This window comes from Streptomyces sp. NPDC048600 (assembly GCF_055587025.1).
In genome coordinates, this window is sequence record NZ_JBVJGZ010000034.1 from 15,991 (window position 1) to 35,450 (window position 19,460).

At 71.2% G+C, this 19,460-nt stretch carries 21 protein-coding genes; 12 read left to right on the forward strand and 9 right to left on the reverse strand.

Annotation, left to right across the window (positions count from 1 at the left end; genetic code table 11):
* Positions 1 to 135: 135 nt before the first annotated feature.
* Positions 136 to 1,095 carry a cyclase family protein gene (locus tag ACZ6SQ_RS33175; protein WP_469568693.1) on the reverse strand — a complete coding sequence of 320 codons (960 nt, stop codon included), beginning with the start codon at positions 1,093 to 1,095 and terminating at the stop codon, positions 136 to 138.
* 487 nt (positions 1,096 to 1,582) lie between these two features.
* Between ACZ6SQ_RS33175 and ACZ6SQ_RS33180 the strand changes: the two genes are divergently transcribed.
* From ACZ6SQ_RS33180 to ACZ6SQ_RS33190, 3 genes are all read left to right on the forward strand, one after another.
* On the forward strand, positions 1,583 to 1,795 hold the full coding sequence (locus tag ACZ6SQ_RS33180; protein ID WP_469568695.1) for a DUF4287 domain-containing protein: 213 nt from the start codon (positions 1,583 to 1,585) through the stop codon (positions 1,793 to 1,795).
* A gap of 65 nt (positions 1,796 to 1,860) precedes the next feature.
* Entirely contained in the window at positions 1,861 to 2,433 is a 573-nt protein-coding gene (locus tag ACZ6SQ_RS33185) for a sugar O-acetyltransferase (RefSeq protein WP_469568697.1), read from the forward strand.
* A 10-nt stretch (positions 2,434 to 2,443) separates the two neighbouring features.
* Entirely contained in the window at positions 2,444 to 3,001 is a 558-nt protein-coding gene (locus ACZ6SQ_RS33190; RefSeq protein ID WP_469568699.1) for a TetR/AcrR family transcriptional regulator, read from the forward strand.
* Positions 3,002 to 3,119: 118 nt separating this feature from the next.
* Here ACZ6SQ_RS33190 and ACZ6SQ_RS33195 read toward each other — a convergent pair whose 3' ends face one another.
* The 4 genes from ACZ6SQ_RS33195 to ACZ6SQ_RS33210 form a co-directional block, all read right to left on the reverse strand.
* Positions 3,120 to 3,275 carry a DUF6131 family protein gene (locus ACZ6SQ_RS33195; RefSeq protein WP_469568701.1) on the reverse strand — a complete coding sequence of 52 codons (156 nt, stop codon included), beginning with the start codon at positions 3,273 to 3,275 and terminating at the stop codon, positions 3,120 to 3,122.
* Positions 3,276 to 3,438: 163 nt separating this feature from the next.
* Complete coding sequence (locus ACZ6SQ_RS33200; RefSeq protein WP_469568703.1) at positions 3,439 to 3,810, reverse strand: amphi-Trp domain-containing protein; 372 nt, start codon at positions 3,808 to 3,810, stop codon at positions 3,439 to 3,441.
* 177 nt (positions 3,811 to 3,987) lie between these two features.
* Positions 3,988 to 4,302 (reverse strand): hypothetical protein, encoded by a 315-nt coding sequence (locus ACZ6SQ_RS33205; protein WP_469568704.1) that lies wholly within the window; start codon positions 4,300 to 4,302, stop codon positions 3,988 to 3,990.
* Positions 4,303 to 4,449: 147 nt separating this feature from the next.
* Positions 4,450 to 5,295, reverse strand: coding sequence for a GntR family transcriptional regulator (locus tag ACZ6SQ_RS33210; RefSeq protein ID WP_469568791.1), 846 nt, complete (start codon positions 5,293 to 5,295; stop codon positions 4,450 to 4,452).
* A 266-nt stretch (positions 5,296 to 5,561) separates the two neighbouring features.
* Between ACZ6SQ_RS33210 and ACZ6SQ_RS33215 the strand changes: the two genes are divergently transcribed.
* The 5 genes from ACZ6SQ_RS33215 (at position 5,562) to ACZ6SQ_RS33235 (ending at position 11,902) form a co-directional block, all read left to right on the forward strand.
* On the forward strand, positions 5,562 to 6,839 hold the full coding sequence (locus ACZ6SQ_RS33215; protein ID WP_469568706.1) for an extracellular solute-binding protein: 1,278 nt from the start codon (positions 5,562 to 5,564) through the stop codon (positions 6,837 to 6,839).
* A 2-nt stretch (positions 6,840 to 6,841) separates the two neighbouring features.
* Positions 6,842 to 7,819, forward strand: a complete 978-nt coding sequence (locus tag ACZ6SQ_RS33220) for a carbohydrate ABC transporter permease (RefSeq protein WP_469568709.1) — start codon at positions 6,842 to 6,844, stop codon at positions 7,817 to 7,819.
* A 17-nt stretch (positions 7,820 to 7,836) separates the two neighbouring features.
* Positions 7,837 to 8,721, forward strand: coding sequence for a carbohydrate ABC transporter permease (locus tag ACZ6SQ_RS33225; protein WP_469568794.1), 885 nt, complete (start codon positions 7,837 to 7,839; stop codon positions 8,719 to 8,721).
* Positions 8,722 to 8,830: 109 nt separating this feature from the next.
* Positions 8,831 to 10,396 carry a beta-N-acetylhexosaminidase gene (locus ACZ6SQ_RS33230; RefSeq protein ID WP_469568711.1) on the forward strand — a complete coding sequence of 522 codons (1,566 nt, stop codon included), beginning with the start codon at positions 8,831 to 8,833 and terminating at the stop codon, positions 10,394 to 10,396.
* Between the two features lie 69 nt (positions 10,397 to 10,465).
* The gene (locus ACZ6SQ_RS33235) at positions 10,466 to 11,902 is read left to right on the forward strand and encodes a cellulose binding domain-containing protein (protein WP_469568713.1); all 1,437 of its coding nucleotides are present in this window, start codon (positions 10,466 to 10,468) and stop codon (positions 11,900 to 11,902) included.
* 71 nt (positions 11,903 to 11,973) lie between these two features.
* Here ACZ6SQ_RS33235 and ACZ6SQ_RS33240 read toward each other — a convergent pair whose 3' ends face one another.
* The 4 genes from ACZ6SQ_RS33240 to ACZ6SQ_RS33255 all read right to left on the reverse strand — a co-directional run bounded on the left by ACZ6SQ_RS33240 (position 11,974) and on the right by ACZ6SQ_RS33255 (position 14,374).
* Positions 11,974 to 12,156: a hypothetical protein gene (locus ACZ6SQ_RS33240; RefSeq protein ID WP_389332032.1), complete on the reverse strand. Its 183-nt coding sequence runs from the start codon at positions 12,154 to 12,156 to the stop codon at positions 11,974 to 11,976.
* A 130-nt stretch (positions 12,157 to 12,286) separates the two neighbouring features.
* Positions 12,287 to 12,814, reverse strand: coding sequence for a peptidylprolyl isomerase (locus ACZ6SQ_RS33245; protein WP_386383107.1), 528 nt, complete (start codon positions 12,812 to 12,814; stop codon positions 12,287 to 12,289).
* 474 nt (positions 12,815 to 13,288) lie between these two features.
* Positions 13,289 to 13,660, reverse strand: coding sequence for a cupin domain-containing protein (locus ACZ6SQ_RS33250; RefSeq protein ID WP_469568716.1), 372 nt, complete (start codon positions 13,658 to 13,660; stop codon positions 13,289 to 13,291).
* 72 nt (positions 13,661 to 13,732) lie between these two features.
* Positions 13,733 to 14,374 (reverse strand): TetR/AcrR family transcriptional regulator, encoded by a 642-nt coding sequence (locus ACZ6SQ_RS33255; protein WP_469568718.1) that lies wholly within the window; start codon positions 14,372 to 14,374, stop codon positions 13,733 to 13,735.
* 53 nt (positions 14,375 to 14,427) lie between these two features.
* Here ACZ6SQ_RS33255 and ACZ6SQ_RS33260 point away from each other — a divergent pair, with 53 nt between their 5' ends.
* The 4 genes from ACZ6SQ_RS33260 to ACZ6SQ_RS33275 all read left to right on the forward strand — a co-directional run bounded on the left by ACZ6SQ_RS33260 (position 14,428) and on the right by ACZ6SQ_RS33275 (position 19,448).
* On the forward strand, positions 14,428 to 15,435 hold the full coding sequence (locus ACZ6SQ_RS33260) for a GNAT family N-acetyltransferase (protein WP_469568721.1): 1,008 nt from the start codon (positions 14,428 to 14,430) through the stop codon (positions 15,433 to 15,435).
* A 309-nt stretch (positions 15,436 to 15,744) separates the two neighbouring features.
* Positions 15,745 to 15,948, forward strand: coding sequence for a cold-shock protein (locus tag ACZ6SQ_RS33265; protein ID WP_389332044.1), 204 nt, complete (start codon positions 15,745 to 15,747; stop codon positions 15,946 to 15,948).
* An 87-nt stretch (positions 15,949 to 16,035) separates the two neighbouring features.
* Entirely contained in the window at positions 16,036 to 17,703 is a 1,668-nt protein-coding gene (locus ACZ6SQ_RS33270) for a DEAD/DEAH box helicase (RefSeq protein WP_469568724.1), read from the forward strand.
* 239 nt (positions 17,704 to 17,942) lie between these two features.
* Complete coding sequence (locus ACZ6SQ_RS33275; RefSeq protein WP_469568726.1) at positions 17,943 to 19,448, forward strand: VCBS repeat-containing protein; 1,506 nt, start codon at positions 17,943 to 17,945, stop codon at positions 19,446 to 19,448.
* Positions 19,449 to 19,460: the final 12 nt, after the last annotated feature.

The window sequence follows — 19,460 nt, forward strand, 5'->3', positions numbered from 1 at the left end:
CCCTGGAACGGCTGTCGCCGCAAGACCGCCTGTCGCGTACGAAGGGTCCCGGGAGACCCGGCCGGTCTCCCGCCCCTTCTCGAAGCTATACGCAAACCACGGGGTGCGGCATCCGCAGCGTGCGGAGCCGGGCGGTCACAGCACGGCGATCGGGTTGACCGGCGAGCCCGTGGCCGCCCGGAGCCGCAGCGGTGCGACCACGGACAGGAACTGCCAGCGGCCCAGTTCCTCGCAGAGCGGCACCAGCGCCTCGAAGTCCAGGTAGTCCAGCAGATGCACACCCATCGCGTGCACCGCCAGCACGTGCACCGGGTAGGCCATGCCCTCCACCGCGCTGGGCGCCGCGTCGCTGTTGCCGTCCGACCCGAGAACGGCCACACCCCGCTCGGCCAGATACCGCATCGCCTCCGGGTGCAGGCCCGCCCGCCCCTGCCCGGGGTCCCAGGCGCCGAGTTCGCGGCGCCGACGGCGGTGCCCCACCCGCACGAACAGCAGATCGCCCGGCCCGGCCCTGACCCCCTGGGCCTCCTCGGCGGCCACGAGATCCTCCACGCTCACCTGGTCACCGGGCTCCAGCCAGGGCAGGCCCTCGAGCCGGGGGATGTCCAGCAGCACCCCGCGTCCGACCACGCCGTCCGCCACCGCGTCCAGTGTCAGCGCACCGGCTCCCTCCGGCGTCACCGTGTTCGCCGGGACCCCGCCGTAGAGCTCGCCGTCGAGGATCACATGGCAGAGCGCGTCCAGGTGGCTGTCGGCGTCACCGTGCACGTCCATGGCGAACCCGTCGCGGGCGAAGTGCAGTCCCCGCGAGACGTCCTCCCCGGCCGCCGGGGCGATCATCCGGTGGGACGCGGGGTGCGGATCGTCCGGGCCCGGCACGGTCTGGACGGGGGCGGCGAGAGAGACGGTGCGACCGGCGCGGACCTCGGCGGCGGCCGCCGCCACCCGCTCGGGAGTGAGCCGGGCGAGCGCCCCGCGACGGCCGTCCGCATGGGGCGCCGTCCGTTCGCGCAGCTCGCGGTACAGCTGCCGGAAGTCCGCCTCGGACAGACGGGGTGACGACGGGCGCGCCGTAGGACGCGCAGGCGTACTCACCGCGGCCGCCCGCCCGGGCGAGCGGCCCGCCGCCGGACAGCCGGCGCGGACGCGGTGGGCGCCGCGCGGGGCAGGTCATCTGTCATGGCAGGCTCCTCCTCGGCCCCCTCGCCTCCCCCTCTCACTGTCGTGCCACCGGGACCGGCGCGCACGCCCGGGAGGCGGTCCCGGCCGGGCGCACGCCCGGGAGGCCGCCTCGGCCAGGTGGGTGCGCGTGTCCCGTCACTCGCGCGTCGCGGCGCGCCGCGAGTCGGCGTCGCCCGGCGGCTTCAGCGGTAGGCGCGGAGGAAGGCTTCAGTACTGGACAGTCCAGTTCTTTCGTGGCTACTGTAGCGACCGTGACCTGACGAGTACTACACCGTCCAGTTCCGCCCCAAGGGGGAAGCCTGATGCCGAACGCCGTCGAAGCCGCACCGGCAGCCGTCGCCGCCCTCCCGAGCGGGGCTTAGCCGCGTACGCCGCCGCACACCAGCGACAGGAGTTCACGATGACCACGCCGCCCAAGGGCCCCGCCAGCTACTTCCCTTCGATCGAGAAGAAGTACGGCCACCCGATCACGCACTGGCAGGACCTGATCCGCGCCTCGCCCCTGACCAAGCACATGGAGCTCGTCGCCTGGCTCAAGACGGAGCACGGGCTCGGGCACGGACACGCCAACGCGCTCGTCGCGCACACACTCGCGGAGGACAGCGCCGAGTAGCGTGCGGCCAGGCACGTGAGCAGCGGGAGTGTACGTTCGTACGCTCGGAGCGTACGATCGTACGCATGACGACGGACCACTTCGCGGGCGACCCGCGCACCAACCTGGAGCGTATGCAGGCGGGCGACCTCTACATCGCCGACGATCCCGAGATCGCCCGCCGCCAGCAGGAGGCCGTTCGCCTGGCCGCCCGCTACCAGGCCGAGGACGCCGACGCCGCGCGGCCGCTCCTCGCCGAACTCCTCGGCGCGCTGGGCGAGGAGGCGCATGTCAGGCCGCCCCTGAACGTCGACTACGGCAGCAACATCAGCATCGGCGCCCGCACCTTCGTCAACTACAACCTCGTCGCACTCGACGTCGCGGCCATCACCGTCGGCGAGGACTGCCAGATCGGCCCGAACGTCCAACTGCTCACGCCCACGCATCCGTTGGAACCGGAGCCGCGGCGCGACAAGCTGGAGGCGGCCAGGCCGATCACCATCGGGGACAACGTGTGGCTGGGCGGCGGGGCGATCGTCTGCCCCGGAGTCACCATCGGCGACAACTCCGTCATCGGCGCGGGTGCCGTGGTCACCAGGGACATCCCCGCGAACGTCGTCGCCGTCGGCAATCCCGCCCGGCCGGTACGCGACCTGTAGGACAGCCGCCATGGCCACCGGACACACCGACCCCCAGCGCCGCGCGCGCATTCTCGACGCCGCCCTCGACCTGATCGCCGAGGAGGGCATCGCACGGGTCTCCCATCGGAAGATCGCCGTGCGTGCCGGTGTCCCGCTGGGGTCGATGACCTACCACTTCAGCGGGATCGACGAACTCCTCCGAGAGGCGTTCGCCCGCTTCAGCGACCATATCGTCGCCGTCTTCGACGCCCATCTGGCCGCCCCCGCCGACGCGGCGGCGGCCCGGCAGGCGGTGGCCGACCTGGTCCACGCCCTGTCGGACGGAAGCCGGCGCGACCTGGTCCTCACCCAGGAGCTGTACACCCTGGCCGCCCGGCAGCCCGCCTATCGCGAGCTCACCCACGAGTGGATGCGGCGCAGCCGCGTCCATCTGGAGAGGCACTTCGATCCTGACACTGCCCGGCAACTCGACGCCCTCATCGAAGGGTTGACCCTCCATCGGGCCCTGTCACCGCAGCCTCACGGGCGGGCTCTGACACTGGAGGCGATCACCCGCATCACCACGGCGGGCGGGCGGTCCGACTGAGCGGTGCGGGCGGGCAAGGGGGCGGGGCTCCGTAGGCGTCCCGCCCGCGTCGGCGGCGGGGGTCTTCGGAGGTGCCCCGCCCGCGTCGGCCGCCGAGGTGTGCCTGCAGACCCGCAGGTCACCAGTAGTGCCGTCGGCCGGCGACCGCGTGCCCGGCGGAGCCCATGATCCAGAGAATCGCGCCGACCACGGCGAGGATGAGCCCGATCGTCCACAGGATCGAGACACCGGTGACGAAACCGATGACCAGCAAAATGACGCCGATGAGGAGCATGACCGTCTGACCCTTCTGTCAGTCGGCCACTGCCGGGTGCATTGCCTGCATCGCTTTCAGCAGCGGCCGGGAAACGGGAAAGTCGCCCGTGAGCGCCGAATTCCCCGAACCCGTGAAAGCACTCCTGTTCCGGCAGAAATATCGCGACGGTCGCCTCCGTGGATCAGCCTCGCCTTGCAGGCGTGCGCTTGGGCTTTTCGGGGGACGCGGACTTCCTGGAGCGGGCGGTTCTCGCCGTGGTCCGGGGTGCGGGGCGGGAGGGCTCGGCCGCCTCGGCGTCGGCGGGCGGGGCGGTCGCGGAGGGCCGGCCCGTCGGCCACTTCAACTCGATCTCCAGCTCGATCTCGCCGTCGCCGACCTCGACTTCCACCTCGGTACGGAGCTCGTCGGGGAACCGCAGGCTCACCACGCCCGAGCCCAGCTCCAGCTCGGCCTCCCCGCCTTTCCTGAGCGCGTCGGCGAGCGCCGAGAGCCGGTCCGCGGCTTCCTGGCGGGACAGGGAGTTCTTCCACTCGAAACTGAGATCCTTTGCCATGCCTCCACCATTCGCTGCAAAGTCTGCATAACGGGCAAGACTCATTGTCGTTGCCGGTGACCGATCCGCATCCGGGCCGCCGACGGCGGGCCAGCGGTGACCGACAGGCGAAGATCGACAGTCGACGTGGCCTGGCCGCCGGGGCCTTACGGGCAACGGGCGTGGGTGGCAGGGCCGTCAGGCGTGTTCAGGGTTCTCGAAAAAGGAAGCGATGCTGTTCCACATGAAGGCGTCCTTCCAGTCCGGTCGCCCCTCGGCCCAGCCGCTCAGAGCGGTGATCACCTTCTCCTGGGAGAGCGTCAGGGTCTGGTAGTGCTCGGCCGCCGTCCCGTCGCGGAACTCCAGCTGGTACGTGTTGTCGTCCCTCAGCAACACCTGGACGTACCAGTCGCCGGGCACCGCCTCGTCGACTCGCTCGACGATCGCGAAAGTGTTGCCCGGGCCGAGGTCGGCCACCATGCGGCTCAACGCCGCGGGCTCGGGATCGCTCACGTGCTGACCTTGCTCATCACTCGCTCGAAGCATGAGCCGATCATCCCTCACGGCACTGACAACAGCCGAAGGGCGGCGAGGCGGGCCGCCCGCGATCTGGTTCCGGGTTTGATGCTCACCGGTCCCGTGACGGCGCGCTGTCGCGCCTCACATCCCCTGCTGCACGACCCCCCGGGTCGAGAAGGAAACCGGGTCCTTGCCTGTGAAGTCGCCGGGGGGGATGCCCGGATGGTGGCCCTCCCCCGTCGTGGCCGGGTCGGTGCCGGGGGCGAGGGAGAGGCGGGAGACGATGCGGTAGCGGTCGCCGCGGTAGAGCGAGTGGACGTACTCGACCGGGCGGCCGAGGGTGTCGGTGGTGAGGCGCTCGAAGAGGAGCGCCGGGGACAGTTCGGGTACGTCGAGCAGGTCGGCCTCGGCGCGGGTGACGACGGTGGGCTCGATCGACTGGACGGCTTCGCTGACGTGGACGCCGTGCCGGTCGCGGAGGTGCTCGTAGAGGTCGCCCTGCTCCAGTTCCTCACTGGTCAGGTCGGGCACCAGATCCGCTCGGACGTGCAGGTGCTCGATGGCCATGGGTGAGCCGTCGACCAGGCGCAGCCGGGCGACGTAGCGGATCTCCGCGGCCGGGGAGATCCGCAGCTTCCGGCCGACACGGGCGCCCGCCGGAAGGGTACGCAGTTCCAGGAGCCTGCTGGTCCACACCCCGCCCGCCTGCGGCAGGCTGAAGGCGTTGCGGTCGGAGATCAGCTCCTGAGTGATCTTCTCTGCGGCCACGAACATGCCCCGCCCGTGCTCGCGCACCAGCAGCCCCGCGACGACGAGTTCGTCGACGGCCGCCCTCAGGGTGGGTCGCGAGACGCCCAGTTCGGCGCACAGGACGCGCTCGGACGGGATGGCGTCGCCGGGCCGGCGCGCCTCGATGAGTTCGAGGATCGCGTCGCGCACCCGCTCACGCTTGAGCATCGCGCCGGAGGCGGCCGGGTCGATCTCCATACCGTGCTCTCGTTCGTCGTCGACATGACTGGTCATGTCACTGGTCTGCTGGTCACCTCACTCTAACCCTGCGGATTCCAGGGATCCAGCCGCCCCCTGTCGCCGCCTCGGACCGGCGCTACCGGCGCATGGAGGGTTGACAGCTCCATTGGTCCATGCCACTTTCGATCCCGCCAACTGGTAAACCCCAAGTGGTCAAGTGGTCAGGTTGGGGTTGACCTGCTGCGCCCCTCTCCTCTCCCCTCCCCAGTTCCCAGAGGTCATCCATGAGCCACCGCTCCCTCGCCCTGCTCGGCGCGCTGCTGCTGAGCACCGGCCTCGTCGCCTGTTCCTCGTCCGACGACACCTCCGGCGGCACGTCCGACGCCGCCGGCGGCCGGACCGCCCTCGATGTGTGGCTGATGCGCGACAGCGTCTCGGCCGCCTTCCAGAAGGAGTTCGAGACCGGCTTCGAGAAGGCCCACCCCGAGATCGACGTGCGGATCCAGATCCAGGAGTGGGACGGGATCGGCGAGAAGGTCACCGCCGCCCTGGCCAGCAACGACGCCCCGGACGTCATCGAGGTCGGCAACACCCAGGTGGCCCAGTACGCCCAGAGCGGCGGGCTCACCGACTTCACCGGCAAGGTCGCCGAGCTCGGCGGTGACAGCTGGCTGAAGGGCCTCGCGGAACCGGGCGCCTACCAGGGCAAGCAGTACGGCATCCCGTACTACGCCGCCAATCGCGTCGTCATCTACCGCACCGACCTGTTCGCGAAGGCCGGGGTGGACGCCAGGAGCATCAAGACCCGCGAGCAGTGGATAGCCGCCACCGAGAAGCTCAACACCAAGGGCACGCAGGGAATTTACCTGCCCGGCCAGAACTGGTACGCGCTGTCCGGGTTCGTCTGGGACGAGGGCGGCGACCTCGCCGTGCGCACGGGCGACACCTGGAAGGGCGGGCTGGACACCCCCGAGGCCCTGCGCGCCATGGCCTTCTACAAGAGGCTCCAGGCGCTCGGCAAGGGCCCCAAGGACTCCGACGAGGCCCAGCCCCCGCAGGCCGAGGTCATGGCCAAGGGGCAGATCGCCCAGATCATCGCGGCACCCGGCGGCGCAAGCGTCGTGACACAGAACAACCCCGCGCTGGAAGGGAAGCTGGGCTTCTTCCCGATCCCCGGCAAGACCGCGAGCACCCCGGGCGCCGTGTTCACCGGCGGCTCCGACCTCGTCGTGCCGGTGGTCGCCGCGCACCAGGACGAGGCCTTCACCTTCATCAAGGAACTCACCGGCGACGCCTGGCAGAAGAAGCTGGCCCTCGCGATGAGCTACGTCCCGAACCGGACCACCCTGGCGGGCGCCGTCGCCTCCGACCCCGGCGCCGCGGCCATGGCGGTGGGCGCCGCCAACGGCCACGCCACGCCCAACACCCCCCAGTGGGCGGCGGTCGAGGCCAAGAACCCCGTCAAGGACTACATGACGGCCGTGCTGACGGGCGGCGACGCGAAGACGGAGGCGGCCAAGGCGTCCGAATACATCACCACCACGCTGAACAGCGGTTCCTGACGATGACGGTGACGCCTGTCCGATCCCCCGGGCCGGCCCCCTCCGGCAGGCTCGGCTCCTCCCGGACCCCGGCCGGCCGCGGCGGCCGCCGCCCGTTCACCCCCTGGCCCTACCTGCTGATCACCCCGGCCGTAGTGGGCATGCTCTACCTCCTGCTCTACCCGCTCGCGCGAGCCCTGATCATCTCGATGCAGGACTTCCGTCTGCGCCAGCTCATCCTGGGCGACGCCCGGTTCGTCGGACTGCGCAACTACCGGACCCTGCTGGCCGACCCGCGGTTCTGGGACTCCGTAGGCCGCACGTTCCAGTTCATGGCGGTCAACGTCGTGGCGATCATGGTCCTGTCCACACTCGTCGCCCTGATGATCGAACGGCTCGGCCGGGTCACCAGGACCGTGGTCCTCAGCTCGCTGGTACTGGTGTGGGCCGTACCGGTCGTGGCCGCCACCACCGTCTTCCAGTGGCTGTTCCACTCCGAGTTCGGGATCGTCAACGAAGCCCTCACCGGCCTCGGTCTCACCTCCTTCGAGGGCTACACCTGGTTCGCCCACGGCGGCACCGCGTTCACCATCCTCGCCGTCCTCGTCGTGTGGCAGTCCGTGCCCTTCGCGGCGATCACCCTCTACTCGGCCCTGACGACCGTGCCGCAGGAGCTCTACGAGTCCGCGCGGCTCGACGGCGCCGGCGCGTCCCGTGTCTTCCGCTCGGTCACCTTCCCGCTCATCCGGCCGATCTTCATGCTCGTGCTCTGCCTCGAAGTCATCTGGACGTTCAAGGCGTTCGTCCAGATCTGGGTGATGACCCGCGGCGGGCCGGGCGACGCCACCACCCTCCTGCCGGTGTACGCCGTCCAGACGGCACTGGCGGGCCAGCGCTACGACCTCGGGTCCGCGGCCTCCATGGTCACGGTGCTGCTGATGAGCGGCGTACTCGTCGTGTACTTCCGCCAGTTGCTGCGTCAGGAAGGGGAGCACCTGTGACCACCGCACTCGGCCCCGTGACGCGCGAGCCCGCCACCCGGCCCGCCCCCGCGCCCGTTCCGCGACGTGCCCCTCGGCGGGCGCTGCGCCGACTGCCGCTCCACGCGGCCGCGGCCCTGACCGCGGCTCTCTGCCTCTTCCCCGTGTACTGGATGGTCTCGACCGCCTTCAAGCCGTCCCCGGACATCCAGTCGTACGACCCCCGCCTGATACCGCGGAGTTGGACCCTGGACCACTTCCGCACCGCGGTCGGCGCCGACGGCTTCGCGCTCTTCTGGCGCAACAGTCTCCTGGTCACGCTCGGCGCCGTGCTCCTCGCACTCGTCGTCGCGCTGGGCGCCGCCTACGCGGTGGCACGGATGCGGTGGCGCGGCCGGCGTCAGTTCATGCTGGCCGTGTTCATCGCCCAGATGGCGCCGTGGGAGTCACTGATCATCCCGGTCTACATCATCGCCCGCGACACGAACATGCTCGACCGGCTGCCCACCCTCACCCTGGTCTACTTCATGATCACGCTGCCGTTCACCCTCGTGGTGCTCCGCGGTTTCATCGCGGGCATCCCGCCCGAGCTCGAAGAGGCGGCACAGGTCGACGGCTGCACCCGCACGGGCGCGTTCCGCAAGGTCGCCCTGCCGCTGCTCGCCCCCGGCCTCATGGCCACCTCACTGTTCGGCTTCATCACCGCCTGGAACGAGTTCACGTACGCCAACTTCCTCATCATCAAGCAGCAGGACAGCCGCACCCTGCCCGTCTGGCTCTCCTCCTTCCAGTCGACCTTCGGCACCGACTGGGGCGCCACGATGGCGGCCTCCACGCTCTTCGCGCTGCCGGTGCTGATCGTCTTCCTCGTCCTCCAGCGCCATGTGACCTCCGGACTGACGGCGGGAGGAGTCAAGGGCTGAACGGCCTTACCGCGCAAGGGTTCCGGCCCGCCGCGCGTGACGTACCGCCCGCGCACCTGCCACCCCTGTCCCGCACACCGTGCCCGGCCGAACATCGGAGACCCGCACCGTGGACCTGCCGCGTCCCGAACTCGCCCTCGTCCCCCGCCCCCGCCGGCTGTCGCCGCGGCCCGGCCGCTTCCGCATCGACCGCACGACCCGCCTGCGGGTAGCGCCCGGCGCCGAGGCGGCGGCCGACCTCCTGCGCACCTACCTCGCGCCCGTCACCGGGCTCCGCCTGGAGCACGCCGACGACGCGGCCTTCGTCCTCGCCCTCGACCCCCTGCTCACGGGGCTGGGCGAGGAGGGATACGGCCTGACCGTCGGCCCCCACGGCGTGCTGCTGCGCGCGGCACGGCCGACGGGTCTGCTGCGCGGTGTGCAGACCGTACGTCAACTGCTGCCGTACCAGGCACCGGTGAGGCCGGACGGGGACGGCGTGGACCTGCCCGGAGTCGAGATCACCGACGTACCCGCGTATCCCTGGCGCGGCATGCTGCTCGACGTCGCCCGGCACTTCCAGCCGGTGTCCTACCTCCGCCGGTTCGTCGATCTCCTGGCCCTGCACAAGCTCAACGTGCTGCATCTGCACCTCACCGACGACCAGGGCTGGCGAATGCCCGTCGCGGCGTACCCCCGGCTCACCGAGATCGGCGGCCGGCGCGAGCGGTCCATGGTGGGGCCGGCCGGCAGCGGGCGTTTCGACAGCCGTCCGCACGGCGGCGCGTACACCCGAGCCGAGCTCACCGGTCTGGTGGCGTTCGCGGCGGCGCGCGGGGTGACCGTGGTGCCGGAGGTCGGTGTCCCCGGCCACGTCCGCGCCGCCCTCGCCGCCCACCCCGAACTGGGCAACCACCCCGAGCGGCAGCTCGACGTATGGACGCACTGGGGTGTGTGCCCCAACGTCCTCGGCGTCGGCGACCACGTCCTGGACTTCTTCCGCACGGTCCTCGACGAGGTGATGGACGTCTTCCCCTCCCCCTACCTGCACATCGGCGGCGACGAGTGCCCGACCGACGAGTGGGAGGCGAGCCCGGCGGCGATCGCCCGCGCGAGCCGGGAAGGCCTGGAGGGGCCCCGCGCGCTGCACGGCTGGTTCATGGGCAGGATCGCCGACCACGTCGCCCGCGCGGGCAGGCGCCCGGTCGCCTGGGCCGAGAACGGCACCTCGCTTCCCCCGGAGTGCACGGTGATGAGCTGGCGCACACCCGAACACGCCTGGGCCGCGGCGCGCCGGGGCCACGACGTCATCCACGCCGACCACCGCTCCACCTACTTCGACTACGCGCGCGCTCCCGGCCCCGAGGAGCCGCTCGCCCAGCCGGGCCACGTACTCGACCTGCGGACCGCGTACGGCGTCGAGCTCACCGCGCCACCCGCCGAACCCGCGCTCGCCGAAAGGGTCCTGGGTGCCCAGGGCCAGCTGTGGACCGAGTTCGTCACCACCCCGGAGCACATCGAGTACCTCACCTACCCCCGCCTGTGCGCCCTGGCCGAGCGGCTGTGGGACGCCGGCGGCGACTGGCCGGACTTCCGCGCACGCCTGGCGGGCCACGAGGCACGTCTGGACGCGCTCGGAGTTCCGCACGACGCCCTGCCGCACCGCCCGGCGACACCCACGCACGCCCCCGTGTGACTCCCCAGCGGCACCACCACACCCCCAACCCCCCTCCCGCACAAGGCGGGAGCGATCGAAGGGACCCCCATGAGCAGCCGACCCACCGGCCGCGCCACCCGCGCGGCCCTCGCCCTCACCGCCCTCGTGGGCAGCACGGCCCTGGCCGCACTGCCCGTGACCACGGCGTCGGCCGCGGCGGACGGAATCGCCGTCCAGTACCGCACGAGCGCGAGCGGGGCCACCGCCGACCAGAGCGAGCCCTGGCTCAAGGTGCGCAACACCGGCTCGTCCAGCGTCCAGCTGAGCCAGGTCAAGGTCCGCTACTACTTCAAGGCCGACTCCCCCGGCGCCACGTACCGCTTCGCCTGCTCCTGGGCGGTCAAGGGATGCTCGGTCATCACCGGTACGTTCGGCACGCTCGCCAACCCCACCGCCACCGCGGACCGTTACCTGGAGATCGGCTTCACCTCCGGGGCCGGCACCCTCGCCCCCGGCGCCGACACCGGCGACATGCAGCTGCGCTTCTACCAGTCCACCTGGCAGCCGCTGAAGCAGAGCGACGACTACTCCTTCGGCGCCGCACAGACCGCGTACGCCGACTGGACCAAGGTCACCGCGCAGCTGGCGGGCGCGACCGTGTGGGGCACCGCCCCCGCCGGCAACGAACCGCCCACCGACCCCACCGACCCGCCGACCGACCCGCCCACGGGCAGCGGCCAGACCCTGTTCGACGACTTCACCTACACCTCGCACTCCGACCCCGCGCTCGCCGCCCACGGCTGGAACGTCCGCTCCAACTCCGGCGGCCCCGGTGTGCCCGGCGCGACCTGGGACCCCTCCAAGGTCACCTTCGTCAATCAGGGCGGCAACACGGTGATGAACATGGAGACGTCCACGGCGGGCACCGGTGAGTCCACCCGGCACACCGAAGTCCTCACCAAGGCAACGAAGTTCAAGAACGGCACCTACGCCGCCCGGGTGAAGTTCAGCGACGCCCCGAAGAACGGCCCCGACGGCGACCGCATCGTCCAGACCTTCTTCACCATCAACGACCTCAAGGCCCCGATGGCCGACGACTACGCCGAGTACGACTTCGAGTACCTGCCCAACGGAGGCTGGGGCGAGCCCGCCAACATCCTCTACACGACCTCCTGGGAGACCTACAACCCCGACCCCTGGCAGGCCGTCAACCAGCACAGCGAGAGCCGGCAGAGCTTCGCGGGCTGGCACGACCTGGTCGTCACCGTCGACAACAACGCCATCACCTACTACGTCGACGGTCAGCACTTCGGCACGCACGACGCCGCCTACCTGCCCGAGCGGCCGATGTCGATCAACTTCAACCAGTGGCTGATCGACCTGGCCGGGCAGACGTCCACCACGCCTCGCGCCTACGACCAGCAGGTCGACTACGTCCTCCACGTCAAGGACCAGGTCCTCACCCCGGCCCAGGTCACGGCCAGGATCAACGCCTTCCGCACGGCCGGCACCGCGTTCGTCGACGAGGTCCCGGCGACGAACTGACCGGCCTCGGCGGTGGCGGGCAGCACGGGCGGGGTCGCTCCGGCGACCCCGCCCGCAGCTCCGCCCAGGGACTACTGCCGGTACGGTTCCGCCTGCTGCGCCTCCACCGCCCTCCCCGGCACCAGCACGGCAAGGGTGCTGCGCGCTTCACGCCGCAGCGTGCGACGCCGGGCGAAGGTCGCGGTCAGGGCGAGAACCGAGACCGTGCCGCCGTAGAACACGGCGGCGATCGTGGAGAGGAGCCCGACCGTCATCGGGCACGCACCTTTCTTCCCCCGCTCGGCCCGCCCGACCGGGGCAGGCGTTGATGCGTTTCCCTCTCACCATACGCGCGCCGTCAACTCCGGCTTCCCACAAGGGTTCTTGGGTCTTGGCCTCGGGCCGTCAGCGCGTCTCGATCACGACCTTCTCGATGACCACGTCCTCCGCGGGACGGTCGTTGCGCGGGTTGGTCGCCGTGGTGGCGATGGCGTCGACGACGCGCCGGCTGGCCTCGTCGGTGACCTCGCCGAAGATGGTGTGCTTGCCGGTGAGCCAGGTGGTGGGGCCCACGGTGACGAAGAACTGGGAGCCGTTGGTGCCCGGTCCGGCGTTGGCCATGGCCAGCAGGTAGGGCTTGGTGAACGCCAGGTCCGGGTGGAACTCGTCCGCGAACTTGTACCCGGGGCCGCCGGTGCCGTTGCCCAGGGGGTCACCGCCCTGGATCATGAAGCCCTCGATGACCCGGTGGAACACCGTGCCGTCGTACAGCGGTGCCGTGCTCGGCTGACCCGTGTTGGGGTCGATCCACTCCCGCTCGCCCTTGGCGAGTTCCACGAAGTTCTTGACGGTCTTCGGGGCGTGATTCGGCAGCAGCCGGATCACGATGTCGCCGCGGTTGGTCTTCAGCGTCGCGTACAGCTCTTCCGCCATCACGTTTCCTTCGCTCCGTCCGAATGGTGCGGCCAGTCTCACGGCCGGACGGAGGGCCCCTTGGCGACGACACGGCATCTCACCCGCACGGGTGCGCGGCATTCGCCCGCGGTTCGCCGTCCGCGCGGCCCGGACACAGACGCACGAGCACGGCCGGCCGGAAGGTCGGGCACCTTCCGGCCGCCTCGCGACGGGCCGCCTGCCGAGGGGCCTGGACCTGGGACGGGTCCAGGCCCCTCGCACACCGGCCGGGGACAGCCGCCGTCAGAGGGGAAGTCCACCTCCGAGCAGGCCGCTGAGGAGGCCGCTGACGCTGGAGAGGAGGCTGGAGAGTGAGTCCATGTGAGTTCTCCTGTCGGATCGTTGGAGCTGTGACCTGATGACGACCCGACCGGTCGCCCGGAGACGGCCGGAAGACGGCTGTCACCCGCACGAGGGTCCGCCACTGCTCCTGTCGCACGCACGCGCAGTGCCTCAGCGGCCGGGGTCGCGGCCGTAGCCGGGGACGGAGGGCCAGCGGACCGTCAGTACGACGGACTCCTCCTCCGCGAACCAGGAGTGGTCGACGCCTCGGCCCCAGAGGACGTAGTCCCCCTGCCGGGCCAGGAGCACACCGCGGTCGGGGAGCTCCACGCGGAAGCGGCCGCTGATGAGGACCAGCAGGGCGGTACGCTCCTCGCCGGTCACCCACTGGGCCCGCTCGTCGCCCTTCGGGTGCACCCCCCATTTGATCTCCACGGCCTCGCTGTGCCGGGGATCGGAGGCGTCCTTGAAGTGCCCCATCAGCCAACCCCGGTCCAGGGCCGCGTCGTTGCCCGCGTTGCCCACATACACGCTGTCGGTCATGCCGCCGGAAGGTAGCAGCCGACCACGTACGGACCCCGGCCCCACCGGCGATTTTCGGCGGCCCGGGCCCTATCAGGCAGCAGGTTCGGACCCTGTGCCGTCACCGGCTCCGGTGTCCGGACGAGGCAGGCCGATGGAGACGAGGAAGTCGTCGACCATGGCGGTCTGGACGTCCTCGGGGAAGCGGGCCGGGTCGAAGAGGGCCTGGACGACCAGGCCGTGGACGAACGCGACCGCCGTGGCGGCGAGCCGGTCCGGGTCGGCCCCGGACGGCAGCTCACCACGGTCACGGGCCGCCTCCAGCTGGGGCTGCACCGTCGATCTCAACCGGCGGTAACGACCGGCCTGTTCGGCCGAGAGATCCGGGTCCGCGAGGGAGACGTCCCAGGAACTGACCCAGATGCGGTTGCGGGCGGTGTCCCCCGGGGTGAGCGGCAGGATGTCCAGCAGCATGGCCCGCACGGTGGCCAGGCCCGCGGCGGGACGCTCGCGGCGGGGCCGCTGCGCGGTGTCCTTCTCCAACAGGTCCAGGGCGTGCGCGACCAGATCCCGTTTGGTCCGGAAGTAGTGCATGACCATGCCCGTCGAGACGCCCATCGCGGTCGCGACGGCGCGCAGGGTCAGTCCGCCGAAGCCCTTGTCGGCGAGGACCTGCCACACCGCCTCGGACACGTCCTTGCGACGGGCTTCTCGGTCTCCAGGTGCAGGTGGCATGGTGCTAGCTTACGTACCGAACGCTTGTTACGTACCTGGAGAGCGAGACTCGCATGTTCACCCTGCCGCTCGACGACCACGCCGTGCTCCGCCCCCTGGAGCCCTGGCAGGCACCCGAATTCCTGGCCCACATCGACCGCGCCCGCCCCCAGGTGGACCCGTGGATACCCTGGGCCACCTTCAGCACCGACCTGGAGTCGGCCGCCGCCACCCTCCGGCGCTATGCCGACCGGCAGGCGACGGACGCAGGCCGGATCTTCGGCATCTGGCTCGAGGGCACCCTGGTCGGCGGCGTCATGTTCACCCGCTTCGACAGCACGTCCGGGGTGTGCGAGATCGGCTGCTGGACGGAGAGCACCGGTGAGGGGCGGGGGCTGGTCGGCCGGGCCTGCCGCGCGTTGATCGACTGGGCCTTCGCCGAGCGCGGGATGAGCCGGGTCGAGTGGTGGGTCTCCTCGGGCAACACCCGCAGTGTCGCCGTCGCACGCCGGCTGGGCATGACCCGTGACGGCATCCTGCGGCGGCACACTCCCTACCGAGGTGAACGCCGCGACATCGAGGTCTGGTCCGTCCTGTCCGAGGAATGGCCCGACAACGCCTCCGAGAGGTCCGCGGCCGCCGCCGTGCAGGCCGAACTCGACCGTCTCATGGGCGTGTTCGTCGGCGCGTTCACCAACACCGAGGGCCGACGGCCCGACCTCGGAGTCATCCGTGACATCTTCGTCCCGCAAGGACGCATCATCGCCAATGTCGGCTCCGAGCCGGTGTTCCACGACCTCGACTCCTTCATCGAACCGCGCCAGAAGATGCTCACCGACGGCACGCTGACCGAGTTCTCCGAGTGGGAGGTCGCCGAGCGCACCGAGGTCTTCGGATCGATCGCCCACCGCTTCAGCGAGTACCGCAAGTCCGGTTTCCACAACGGCGAGTGGTTCGAGGGTTCGGGCCACAAGACGACACAGTTCCTGCGCACGCCGGACGGATGGCGCATGTCCTCCCTGGCATGGGACGACCTGCCGTCCTCCTCGCCGCGTGACGGACAACGCCCGACCCGGCGTTGAGAGTGCCCGTGCTTCACAACCACGACCGAACCCCTCGGGATCTTCCGGCTCGCGCACGACCGCACCGGCTCGTTCGCCACGGCCGGCCTGTGCCCGCCGCGTCGAAAGCGCGAGGTGGGACGCCTTCGAGGGACCGTGGCGGGCGCCACATGATCCGCCGCCGGACACCGAGCTGTGCTAATGTTTCGGTGTTGCAGTTGTGGTACCCATGAACCTATGTGCGCCTGACGGGAATGTTTATCCTTCAGGCGCATTATTTGTTTTTCCGGCGTCTCCGGATGGGGCCCCTGCCTACCAAAGGAGCAGGTCATGGCACAGGGAACCGTCAAGTGGTTCAACGCCGAAAAGGGTTTCGGCTTCATCGCGCAGGACGGCGGCGGCCCCGACGTCTTCGCGCACTACTCGAACATCGCGGCCCAGGGCTTCCGTGAGCTCCACGAGGGCCAGCGGGTTTCCTTCGACGTCACGCAGGGCCAGAAGGGCCCGCAGGCGGAGAACATCGTCCCCGCCTGATCGCCGGAGGCGTATCCGCTCACCGGGGTCCGCACCGTCATGGTGCGGACCCCGGTTTGTGCCATTTTGAGGAAGGCAGATCACCGCATGTCCCGCAGGTCCCAGAAGCCGAACCGACGCCCCTCGTCGCCCCGGCCGTCCGCGTCGTCGCCGATGGATTTCCGGCTTCCGGAAAACACCACACCCGCACTTCCCGCCGTCGAGGACTTCGCCGGTCTGGAGATGCCCGCGGGGCTGCTGAAGACCCTCACCGCGCAGGGCGTGACGACCCCCTTCCCCATCCAGGCCGCCACGCTGCCCAACTCCCTGGCCGGCCGTGACCTCCTGGGCCGGGGCCGAACCGGCTCCGGCAAGACCCTCGCCTTCGGGCTGGCGCTCCTGGCCCGCACGGCCGGACAGCGTGCCGAGCCCAAGGCACCCCTCGTCCTGGTGCTGGTTCCCACGCGTGAGCTCGCCCAGCAGGTGACCGACGCGCTGACCCCCTACGCGACGGCCGTGAACCTGCGGATCGCCACGGTGGTCGGCGGGCTGTCCATCTCCAAGCAGGCCGGTGCGCTGCGACGCGGCGCCGAGGTCCTGGTGGCGACGCCGGGCAGGCTCAACGACCTCGTGGACCGAGGGGACTGCGTCCTCGACCAGGTCCACATCACGGTGCTGGACGAAGCCGACCAGATGACCGACATGGGCTTCCTGCCGCAGATCACCAAGCTGATCCAGCGGGTACGGCCCGACGGGCAGCGCATGCTCTTCTCGGCCACGCTGGACCGCAACATCGACCGCCTGGTGCAGCAGTTCCTCACCGACCCCGTGGTGCACTCCGTGGACCCGTCGGCGGGAGCGGTGACCACCATGGAGCACCATGTGCTCCACATCCAGGACGAGACCGACAAGAAGGCCGTCACCACGCGCATCGCGGCCCGTGACGGCCGGGTCATCCTCTTCCTGGACACCAAGCGCTCCGCCGACCGCCTCGCCAAGCGGCTGCTTGCCGTCGGCGTCCGCGCGGCGGCACTGCACGGCGGCCGTTCCCAGCCCCAGCGCAACCGCACCCTGGAGCAGTTCAAGAACGGCCAGGTCACCGCGCTGGTGGCGACGAACGTCGCGGCGCGTGGCATACACATCGACGACCTCGACCTCGTCGTGAACGTCGACCCGCCGACCGACCACAAGGACTACCTCCACCGGGGCGGCCGCACGGCCCGCGCCGGCGGCTCCGGCAGTGTGGTCACCCTGGTCCTGCCCGAACAGAAGCGGGACATGACCCGGCTCATGTCGGACGCGGGCATCCGCCCCCGGACCGCGCGTGTCACGTCGAGCGACGAGGAACTCGCCACCATCACCGGCGCCCGTGAGCCCTCCGGTGTGGCCGTCACCATCGAGATCCCCCAGCCGGCCACCCCCGCGGCCTCCCGCCCCGACGGCAGGAGCAGCGGCGGGCGGTCCGGCCGCCGACGCCGCAGCGGCGGCGGCGGCGGGGCGAAGACCCCGACGGGAGCCACCGCGGGGACCGGCACGGGGACCCGCGGCGCGGACCGCCGGGGCGCGGCCGGGACGGCCAAGTCCGGTACACCCAAGTCCGGTGCTCCCAAGTCGGGAGCGGCCAGGTCCGGGGCGGCCAGGTCCGGTGGCACCTCCGCCACGGGCGGACGCGCCGCCGGGCGACGGACCGGCTCCGGTGGGGCCACGGGCGGCGCCGCGGGATCGGGCGGCCGCGGTGCCGACCGCCGAGGCGGCCGCCGCAGCTCCGCCGGCTAGGTCCTGTCGGTGCGATCCCACCCCAGGCGCTTGTACTGGCCCACCGGGGTGGGGTCCGTCCGGGGTCGTGACGCCGCTCACGAAACCGGGACAACCTTTCGCCGGGGCAGCAAGTCATCTTCATGTCAGGCGGGTTGACTCGAGGTGTACCCCGGGGGCGGTGATCCCCGGGAACTCGCTCCTCCCGCCCGCCGTCGGCGCGCGCATCCGGGCCGCGCCTCGGGGAAGGGGACATGCGGATGGGCAGATGGAGAGCGGCGGCCGCGCTCGTGGCCGCCGGAGTGATCGGAGCGGCGCTGGTTCCGGCCGGCCCCGCGGTGGCCGTGCACGGGGCGGTACCCGGTGACTTCAACGGCGACGGCTACCGCGACCTGGTGCTTCCGGCGCCCGGCGCGGACGTCGCCGGACAGCGGCACGCCGGAGCCGTCGTGGTGGTGTACGGCTCACGCTCCGGGCTCAGGGCGGACCGGTACCAGAAGATCTCCCAGTACTCGCCCGGCGTCCCGGGCACACCCGAGGGCTGGGACCGCTTCGGCTCCGCCACCGCCACCGCCGACCTGAACCGGGACGGGTACGCCGACCTGGTCGTCAGCACGCCCTACGAGGACGTCACGCGGGACGACAACCGCGGCGTGGTGACGGTGTTGTGGGGCGGCCGGAGCGGTCTGGGCAAGGGCACCAACCTGCCGTCGCCCGCCCAGTCGCAGCATCACGGTGTCGATCTCGTGGTGCACAGCGCGGAAGAGGGCGACAAGACACAGCTCCTGATAGGCGGCCTCAGCGGGACCGCCGCCTTCAAGGGCCCGTTCAGCCGCAGCGGCACCTACGGCTCGGTCACGTACTCGGCGGACGCCGGTGCCCTGGACTCGGTGGCGCTCGGCGACCTCGACCGGAACGGAACCGCCGACCAGGTGAGCCTGACGTACCGGACACATGCCCTGACCGGCGGCCGGGTGCAGATCAATCCGTCGGGCGGCACCGACTGGCCCGAACCGCTCCAGGAGGGCAACGGGCTGATCTCCGCGACCGGGGACGTCAACGGCGACGGCTACGCCGACCTCGTCGTCGGCGACCCGGAGGACCCGCGGACGCCCGGCGTCGACGGCGTGACCGGCGGGCGTGTGCTGGTCTGGCGCGGCTCGGCCCGCGGTATCGCGCGCGACGCCGTGCCCGAACAGATCACCCAGGACACCGCGGGTGTGCCCGGGACGAGCGAGGGGGGCGACACCTTCGGGGCCGGCCTGACGGTGGCGGACCTCGATCGGGACGGCCTCGCGGACATCGTGGTCGGCGCGCCCTTCGAGGACGTCGGCACCTTCCATGAGGCGGGCGTGGTCACGGTCGTCCCCGGGCGTCGCTCGGGGCCGCTCGGACAGGGCGCGTACTCCTTCCACCAGAACACCCCGGGCGTCCCCAGCAGCGTCGAGGAATCCGACTCCTTCGGCGCGACCCTCGCGGTCGCGGACCTGAACAAGGACGGCCGGCCGGAGCTGATCATCGGCTCCCCCACGGAGAACCTGGCCACCGGCGCCGTCTTCGTGCTGCCCGGCGGTGCCTCCCGGCCGACCGGGACGGGCAGCCGTGCCTTCACCGCGAACATGTTCGGCCTCACCCAGCACGACAGCACACATCTCGGCGGCTACGGGACCATCTGGATACTGATGCGGGACCCGGAGGTCGACCACGGCGACCAGGCTCCCGCCGCCCCCGGCGCCGCCGCCGGCGCCGAGACCGGGAGCGAGTGAGCGGGACCGGCG

Coding starts and splice junctions, on each gene's coding strand:
- ACZ6SQ_RS33255 (WP_469568718.1), bottom strand. CDS start 14,374: ATGCCACCTGCACCTGGAGACCGAGAAGCCCGTCGCAAGGACGTGTCC.
- ACZ6SQ_RS33260 (WP_469568721.1), top strand. CDS start 14,428: ATGTTCACCCTGCCGCTCGACGACCACGCCGTGCTCCGCCCCCTGGAG.
- ACZ6SQ_RS33215 (WP_469568706.1), top strand. CDS start 5,562: ATGAGCCACCGCTCCCTCGCCCTGCTCGGCGCGCTGCTGCTGAGCACC.
- ACZ6SQ_RS33235 (WP_469568713.1), top strand. CDS start 10,466: ATGAGCAGCCGACCCACCGGCCGCGCCACCCGCGCGGCCCTCGCCCTC.
- ACZ6SQ_RS33210 (WP_469568791.1), bottom strand. CDS start 5,295: ATGGAGATCGACCCGGCCGCCTCCGGCGCGATGCTCAAGCGTGAGCGG.
- ACZ6SQ_RS33240 (WP_389332032.1), bottom strand. CDS start 12,156: ATGACGGTCGGGCTCCTCTCCACGATCGCCGCCGTGTTCTACGGCGGC.
- ACZ6SQ_RS33185 (WP_469568697.1), top strand. CDS start 1,861: ATGACGACGGACCACTTCGCGGGCGACCCGCGCACCAACCTGGAGCGT.
- ACZ6SQ_RS33250 (WP_469568716.1), bottom strand. CDS start 13,660: ATGACCGACAGCGTGTATGTGGGCAACGCGGGCAACGACGCGGCCCTG.
- ACZ6SQ_RS33200 (WP_469568703.1), bottom strand. CDS start 3,810: ATGGCAAAGGATCTCAGTTTCGAGTGGAAGAACTCCCTGTCCCGCCAG.
- ACZ6SQ_RS33190 (WP_469568699.1), top strand. CDS start 2,444: ATGGCCACCGGACACACCGACCCCCAGCGCCGCGCGCGCATTCTCGAC.
- ACZ6SQ_RS33195 (WP_469568701.1), bottom strand. CDS start 3,275: ATGCTCCTCATCGGCGTCATTTTGCTGGTCATCGGTTTCGTCACCGGT.
- ACZ6SQ_RS33245 (WP_386383107.1), bottom strand. CDS start 12,814: ATGGCGGAAGAGCTGTACGCGACGCTGAAGACCAACCGCGGCGACATC.
- ACZ6SQ_RS33275 (WP_469568726.1), top strand. CDS start 17,943: ATGGGCAGATGGAGAGCGGCGGCCGCGCTCGTGGCCGCCGGAGTGATC.
- ACZ6SQ_RS33220 (WP_469568709.1), top strand. CDS start 6,842: ATGACGGTGACGCCTGTCCGATCCCCCGGGCCGGCCCCCTCCGGCAGG.
- ACZ6SQ_RS33265 (WP_389332044.1), top strand. CDS start 15,745: ATGGCACAGGGAACCGTCAAGTGGTTCAACGCCGAAAAGGGTTTCGGC.
- ACZ6SQ_RS33270 (WP_469568724.1), top strand. CDS start 16,036: ATGTCCCGCAGGTCCCAGAAGCCGAACCGACGCCCCTCGTCGCCCCGG.
- ACZ6SQ_RS33180 (WP_469568695.1), top strand. CDS start 1,583: ATGACCACGCCGCCCAAGGGCCCCGCCAGCTACTTCCCTTCGATCGAG.